4 protein-coding genes are annotated in these 7,419 nt (G+C 50.3%); 2 read left to right on the top strand and 2 right to left on the bottom strand.

The annotated features are described in order from the left end of the window. Positions 1–60: 60 nt before the first annotated feature. Entirely contained in the window at positions 61–2,085 is a 2,025-nt protein-coding gene (locus tag ACN4EG_RS14830; protein WP_431630547.1) for an ATP-binding protein, read from the bottom strand. 7 nt (positions 2,086–2,092) lie between these two features. Beyond that, positions 2,093–2,908: a substrate-binding domain-containing protein gene (locus ACN4EG_RS14825; protein ID WP_431630546.1), complete on the bottom strand. Its 816-nt coding sequence runs from the start codon at positions 2,906–2,908 to the stop codon at positions 2,093–2,095. Between the two features lie 567 nt (positions 2,909–3,475). On the opposite strand from ACN4EG_RS14825, the gene ACN4EG_RS14820 reads away from it, so the two are divergent. Both ACN4EG_RS14820 and ACN4EG_RS14815 read left to right on the top strand, forming a co-directional pair. After that, positions 3,476–4,345, top strand: a complete 870-nt coding sequence (locus ACN4EG_RS14820) for a response regulator (protein WP_431630544.1) — start codon at positions 3,476–3,478, stop codon at positions 4,343–4,345. Between the two features lie 14 nt (positions 4,346–4,359). Next, entirely contained in the window at positions 4,360–7,161 is a 2,802-nt protein-coding gene (locus tag ACN4EG_RS14815; protein ID WP_431630543.1) for an ATP-binding protein, read from the top strand. Positions 7,162–7,419 lie beyond the last annotated feature (258 nt).

The raw sequence follows: 7,419 nt of genomic DNA, 5'->3' as shown, positions 1-7,419 counted from the left end.
TCGGGGCGCTATCGCAATCGCAGGAAGCGGTTTGGACTCCGGCTCAATTTGATTGCGGGTCTACTCAATTTTGAACTGGCACAAGCCACTTGATTCATGCAGGAGGTCTACTGAAACATCAGGAAGGGGTGTTCTGTTGGGAGTGTAGGGTAACAAAATTTTGAATTCACAACCATTACCTGGTGTCGATCGACAGACTAGGTTGCCGTGATGTTTTTCAGTAATGATTTGATAGCTAATCGACATTCCCATCCCTGTTCCCTGGCCGACGGGTTTGGTGGTGAAAAAGGGATCGAAAATTTGGGATTGAATTTCTTCTGGAATTCCTGGCCCGTTGTCGGCGATCGTGATTTTGATCCGATTTCTTTGGGTGAATCCCGTTGAAATATAAATATACGGTCGAGTGAAGCTGGCATCGCTTCTGAGACGGTCTTCCAGCGCATCGATCGCATTGGACAAGATATTCATAAATACCTGATTGAGCAACCCCGGATGGCACAAAATTGGAGGAAGTTCACCATAGTGCCGCTCCACTTCGATCTGGGGACGGGTGGAATTTGCGTTTAAGCGATGGCGCAAAATCAGGAGCGTACTTTCTAAGCCTTGGTGAATATCCGCCCATTTGGTTTCTGCTTCATCCAATCGGGAGAAGTTGCGGAGTGAGAGAACAATTTCGCGGATGCGTTGGCTGCCAACTCGCATGGAATTTAGCATGGCTGGAATATCTTGACGCAAATAGCTCCAGTCCATCTCAGTCAAGCGGTTTTCGATGTCAGACGTAGGGTTTGGGAAATTGTTTTGATAGAGATCCAAGAGGGCTAAAACATCTTGGGTAGCCGGCTCTAAATGTTCCAAGTTGCCATGGATGAAGGTGACTGGATTATTGATTTCATGGGCAATTCCAGCGACCAACTTGCCAAGACTGGACATTTTCTCCGCCTGGATCATTTGAGCCTGGGTTATTTTGAGTTGGTTGAGCGTCTCAGATAATTCTTGGGTGCGTTCTTCCACTCGCTGTTCTAACTGACTATTCGTGGCTTCTAGGACTGCAAACAAGTGGCGCAGTTGCTCTGCCATTTGGTTAAAAGAATTACTCAGCTTGCCGACTTCATCCGATCGATCGACTGGAAGAACCCGATCGAGGTTGCCCTCTGCTAAGGATTGAGTGGCCTGGGTCAGAGCCGTAATCGGACGAGTAATCATCCCCGCAATCCGAAAGCCCACTAGAGTGATCAGCGCCCCCCCCAGCAATAGTACCCCCAGCAAACGGATCCATAAAATCTTTTGGGCTGCTGCTAAGGTTTCGGTAGACGAGAGAACAAGCACCGTCAGTGTGCGATCGCTCCACCGAGGAATTTCCAGGGAGGTTGTGAGGAACTGCTGCCCTTGAATCGTAATGTACCGCTGAGACCCTGGTGTAAAAGGAATCGAGCCCCGCAGATTCTCCACCATGGATGCAACCACTTGTTGGCCAGAAAGCACCACAATTTGCTTGGACGACCCTTGGGCAATGCGGGTCAAGCTGAAATCCGTCAACTCCTGACCTAAAATCAGTCCCCCCAGCAAGGTGTTCGATTTGATGGGCACGGTCACCACCCCAAAGGTGCGGGCATCGTCCGGCGTGCTTACCCAATCGTCCAGGGCAATGCCTTTGGCTGCACTGGTAGAAATTTTGGGATCCAATAATCCTCGCTGCTGGATGGTCTCATTTTGTAGATCGAGTAAGTTCTGGGACTGGGTATTGAGGATTTTGACCCAATCCAACTGGAGTTCCGCCTTCGTAGGTAAGAGTAACTGCATCAAAGCCGCCCGGTCGCCCTTAGCTACAGCCTGACGAATGGCAGGTTGATCGGCGAGTACCTGCGCTTTGGCAATCAGCGCTTCTTGGTTAGCCTGTAGATCCGCTTGAACCCGTCGGGAAAAATCTTCTAATTCAACGTAGCGTTGCTGTTCTAAAGTCTGGGTTAACCAATACCCGATCGCCATGGCCCCGATCAGCAAAATCGTCATAAAAACCGCTAAAAAGGGTAGGACGATTTTTTGCCGCAGGCTTAAGTGTCGGTAGATCCGCAGGAACTGCATCATTAGCCCCCTAACGAATGGGAATAAACCCTTTGTCCTGTAACAGTTTTTCCGCTTCGGGACTAAAAATAAATTCCACAAAGCCTACCGTGGCGGGGGAGGGTTGTGTGTTCCAGACGATGCCCATTTGTCGCACCATGGAGTAAGTTCCCTGTTTCCAATTATCTGGGCTAGGTTCCGCATTGTCTAAACGGAGGGGATTAACGGGGACTTGTTTAACCAGGGCATAGGCGTGGGAAAAGGTTCCGATCGCGTAGGGGGTTTCCCGCAAGCTTTGAATGAGTTCGCCTTCTTTTTTGAGAATGATGGCCTTCGGGGTCGTTGGTGCATCGCCTAAATAATATTGACGGAGCAATTTTTTAGCAGACTCGTCTTCGGGCCGATCGAGCACCACAATGGCGGCATCCGGGCCACCTAGTTCCTGCCAATTGCGAATCTTACCGCTGTAAATGCCTTGCAGTTGGGCCTTGCTTAGATTCTTGACCCCTGTGACCGAAGGGTGGGTCGCGACCATGAGGGGATCCTTCGCCACTTCCCGGTACTGAAGTTTGCCATTACTTTCTTCGGGTTTGAGGGGATGGCTGCTGCCTGCAATGTCCACTAATTTATCGGATACGGCGGCGATCGAGCTACCGGATTGGTTACTGGTGGCAAATTCGATTTTGACCGTCTTCACTTTGGCTTGATAGGCTTCGGCCAAAATCTCTAGTAGCAAACTGGTAGAGCTAGAGGCGGCGACTTTGACGATCGTGGGCGTCTGGACTTGAGACTGGTTGCCTTGAGACTGATTGCCTTGGGATGGCTCGGATCCAGGACGACTTGCCAACGGATTAGAATTGCAGCTAGTGAGACTTAAAAGGACAAGGCCACTGCACAGTGAACACAACACAAGTTTCATAACAGCGTAGAAGGAGTAAAGGAAGCCTCCTAGAATGTTAGAGGCAGGAAAATGAAAGGATAAAGGTAGTCGCTCCCTAATCTAATGGGTAGAGGTTCTAATCTCAGTCCACTTTAGTTCAAGATATTCAATCTCCTCAATGTCTGATGAATCAGCAAAAAACATGAATGGGGCAATCACTTGCCAGATGGGATGGGGTTCCCCGTTAACCTGTCTGTTCACGGTTCTCATTCACTATGTCCACTTATGGGCAAGATGTCCACTAAAATCAAATATATTTACGGAAAAACCACATATTTCTACGCAAAATCCCCGATTTTGATCTATCTCCCGGAAGAGATCAAAAATTGGCTTTATTCCATAGTTCCCTTGGCCTCTCCTCTTATTTAGGGAAGTTTAGGGAAATCTACTAGCTATTTTGGATTGTTTTGCATAGACTATCCAGCAGAATCTTCGGGAAGACTCCCTTCCGGGTCTGCCATTGGTTGTTCCCGGATGTTGGGTTTACTTGTCTTTTTGTTCAACGGTGTTATGCCTGCTGCTAAAAAGCCTGTCATTATTTGTGTTGACGATGAGCCCATGGTGCTCGCCAGCTTGAAAACGGAACTCAAACGAATTTTCGGGGATGCCTACCTCATTGAAACGACGGAAGATGGAGAAGAGGCACTGGAATTGTTTGAAGAACTTCAGACCGATGGTTATGAAGTAGCTGTGATGCTAGCAGATTATATTATGCCGGGACTAAAGGGCGATGAACTGTTGGAGCGAATTCACGATCGATCGCCCAGTACGCTCAACATTATGATTAGCGGACAGGCGGATTTGGAAGGGATTTCTAAGGCGATCGAAGGGGCGCAACTTTACCGCTATATCCTTAAGCCCTGGAAATCGGAAGAGCTTGGCATCACGGTGTCAGAGGCCCTCAACCATTACCTGTCCCAAAAAAAGCTAGAAGCGCAAGCCACCCAATTGGTGGAAGTGAATCGCTATTTGCAGCAATCGCTCACCGAATTGCAAAGCATCCATCGGGAAATGCAACTTTTGAATACCCGCTTGGAAAGTCAAGTTCAAGCGCAGACAACGGATCTCAACCAAAAAGAACAACAGCTTCAAGCCTATCGTCAGCATTTGCCGCAAACGCTTAGACCTGCGGTAGTTTGCAGCTTAGACCTGCTCCAGCAGGCGCTCTACGGAGATTCTAATAGTCAAGATACGTCGATCGTTCCCATGCCCAAGGCAACGTTAGAACAGTTAGTTAGCCTCAGCAAACTGCAACTGAGCAGCCTGGATCAATTGCTGGCTCTCCAGTCAAAACCTGAATCCACTTCAGCGACTGGGTCGGTTTCAAGACCTGAGTCAACTTGAGGTAAGGGGGTTGCATGTTGGCTCGATGGCGATCGCTCAGGTTTCCTTTGAACGGGCTACTCAGTGTAACTTGGGTGATTCAGCTTTTGGGAGTGGTGGGCGTTGTTGGTTATCTGTCCTTCCGCAATGGCCAAACCGCGATCGCAGATCTGTCCTTCCAGTTGCTTGCAAAGACTGGGGAGCACTTAGATCAATCGATACAGCAATACCTCGCGATTCCGCAGACGATTAATCAAATTAATGCCCAGCACTTGGCGACGGGACAGCAATCGATCGCCCAACATCAAAGCTTACGCCAAAGTTTTTGGCAACAGCGACAAGCCTTTAATTCGCCGAGTGTCTCTGCAATCTACTTCGGCAGCGAAACGGGTGCCTTTGTGGGCATTGGCTTGCAAGCCGATCGGACTTGGCACGGCAGTTTGGTGAATGCCTCTCTAGGATCCCGGTTTCAAGACTATCATTTAACCTCTGATGGGTTGCTGGGGCCTTTGATTCAGGTCACAAAGCCCTTTGATCCCCGCCGTCGCCCTTGGTATCAACAGGCCATTGGTTCCGATCGTCCCCGCTGGAGCCAGGTCTATATTGATTTTTTGGAAAAGCGCCCCAAAATTACAGCCATTAAAGTAGTTCAGACGCCCCAAGGGCAGCGGCTAGGAGTGGTTGGTGTGGATTTTGTGCTAACCCACATTTCCCATTTACTGCAACAGCTAAGTTGGGGAGATCAAAGTCGGTTGTTGATTCTAGATCGTGCGGGTCATCTAGTGGCGACTTCTTTTGCGACCCGGCCCCAATCGCTAGCGCTGGCGACCCAAAGCCCTGATCCACTAACCCAATTAGCGGCTCAGACTGCGCTGAGGCAGTTGGCGGGACAAGGGGGGGAACGTGCCCCATCCGAGCATCCGACCCAATCCGAGTTGGTGCAGTTGAATGGCCAACGGCATTTTTTACGCTGGGTGTCGCTTTCTCAAACCACCGGATTGGATTGGATTTTGGTGGCCACGATTCCTGAATCGACCTTTATGGCGGAAATTCAGGCCAATACCCAGCGCACGATCGTGTTGTGCGGATTGTCGTTGGTGTTGGCGATCGGGATGAGTTTACTGCTGGCCCATGGGATCACGGCTCCGATTGAACGTCTGAGTCAGGCTAGCCGGAGTTTGGCGTCGGGGCAGCCAAACCAACCTCTCCCCCTATCGAGGATTCAGGAACTTTCGGTGCTGACGGCCTCCTTTCAGCAAATGGGGCAGGACATTCAAGAGGCGCGCCAGCGGTTGGAAGCCTATGCCCGATCGCTGGAGGATAAAGTTCGGGAGCGCACTTGGGAATTGGAGCAGGCTAAACAGGTGGCAGACACCGCCAATCAAGCCAAGAGTCGCTTTTTGGCCAATATGAGCCATGAACTGCGATCGCCGCTGAATGGCATTCTGGGATTTGCCCAGTTGCTCGATCGGGATCCCCAGTTGAATTTCAACCAACGGGATCACCTGCGCATGATTTTAAACAGTGGCGAGCATTTGTTGACGTTGATCAATAACGTTTTGGATTTGTCCAAAATTGAAGCCGGCCATACCACGCTGAATTTGAGCGAGCTGGATTTGGATCAATTGCTCACCACGTTGCGGGACATGTTTCAATTGCGGGCCACGGAGAAACAATTGACCTTGCAGGTGGAGCGATCGTCCGACCTGCCCCACTGGGTGCGAACGGATGGGGTCAAACTACGGCAGGTGTTGATTAACTTAATTAACAATGCCATTAAATTTACGGAGCAGGGGGCGGTTCACCTTCAAGTACAGCGGGGCGGGACAGGCGATTCCCCTATATACCTACATCCTGTATACCTACAGTTCTCCGTCATGGATACAGGCCCTGGCATTGCCTCCGAAGACTGCGATCGCCTATTCCGCGCCTTTGAGCAAACGGCAACTGGACAACAACAGGGGGGCACCGGGCTGGGATTGTCCATTAGCCAGCAGTTTGTGGCCTTGATGGGGGGACAGTTGACTGTGACTTCTACGCTGGGTCAGGGATCCTGTTTCCAATTCCAGATTCCTGTAGAACCCCTAGCCCAGTCCCCGCATCCAAAATCCCAGGAGAGCAAACCAGTGGTAGGACTCCAGCCGGGACAGCCCACCTACCGCATTTTAGTGGTGGATGATTCGGAGACGAACCGCAAACTCCTGCGGCATTTATTGCAGCCGATCGGCTTTGAAGTGCGGGAAGCAGCCCATGGTCAAGCGGCGATCGAGGAATGGCAACGCTGGGAGCCCCACTTGATTTGGATGGATATGCGGATGCCCGTCATGGATGGATACACGGCAACTCGGCAGATTAAGCGCACGGATAAAGGCCAAGCCACAGCTATTATTGCGCTGACGGCCAGCGTCTTTGAAGAGGAAAAATCCCTAATTCTGTCAGCGGGATGTGATGATTTTTTGCGCAAGCCCTTCCGCGCCGCCGATATTTTTGCCACGATCGCGACCCATTTAGGGGTGCAATATCGTTATGAAGACACGATCGTTGAGGCAGAAGCTGCTTCGCCAATGGATTTATCAGAATCGGTTCCAGCCCAAGGGTCGCTCCTAACGGCCCAAGGACTCCAACCCTTGCCTCCAGAATGGCTACTAGCGTTACACAATGCGGTGATGACGATCGATGTTGAGACGATCGAGAACCTGTTAAGCGATCTACAAACTCAATTCCCGGAGGTCATGCCCCAACTGCGCACCTTGATCGCTCAATTTGAGTATGACGTTGTTCTGAGCCTGATCACCGAGGTTATTCCGATTACCCAAGATGTTGCTATACAAAGATAGGATGGTTTGGGATTGATTATATTGAATGCAATTGGCTAAATTTCCACCTATTCACTTTCCATCTTTCCATCTATTAAATTTCTAACGAGTGAATTTTATCAATGGCCTCCCCAAGAGCAACCCGGATAAAAGCCGGAGTAATCCCACCTGATTCAACCCAATCGACTCTTTCACCCTCCCACTTCTCCGCTGGCCCATCAGTCGAGCAAATCCTGCACATCTGATTCCCCCAGTCCCCGTTCTCACCCTCCTACGCTT

The organism is Alkalinema pantanalense CENA528, from assembly GCF_050753345.1.
Classification (GTDB): domain Bacteria; phylum Cyanobacteriota; class Cyanobacteriia; order Leptolyngbyales; family Leptolyngbyaceae; genus Alkalinema; species Alkalinema pantanalense.
The sequence above is the reverse complement of the archived record's forward strand: the minus strand, read 5'-3'. Positions and strand labels throughout refer to the sequence as shown.

Coding starts and splice junctions, on each gene's coding strand:
- ACN4EG_RS14815 (WP_431630543.1), top strand. CDS start 4,360: ATGTTGGCTCGATGGCGATCGCTCAGGTTTCCTTTGAACGGGCTACTC.
- ACN4EG_RS14830 (WP_431630547.1), bottom strand. CDS start 2,085: ATGATGCAGTTCCTGCGGATCTACCGACACTTAAGCCTGCGGCAAAAA.
- ACN4EG_RS14820 (WP_431630544.1), top strand. CDS start 3,476: ATGTTGGGTTTACTTGTCTTTTTGTTCAACGGTGTTATGCCTGCTGCT.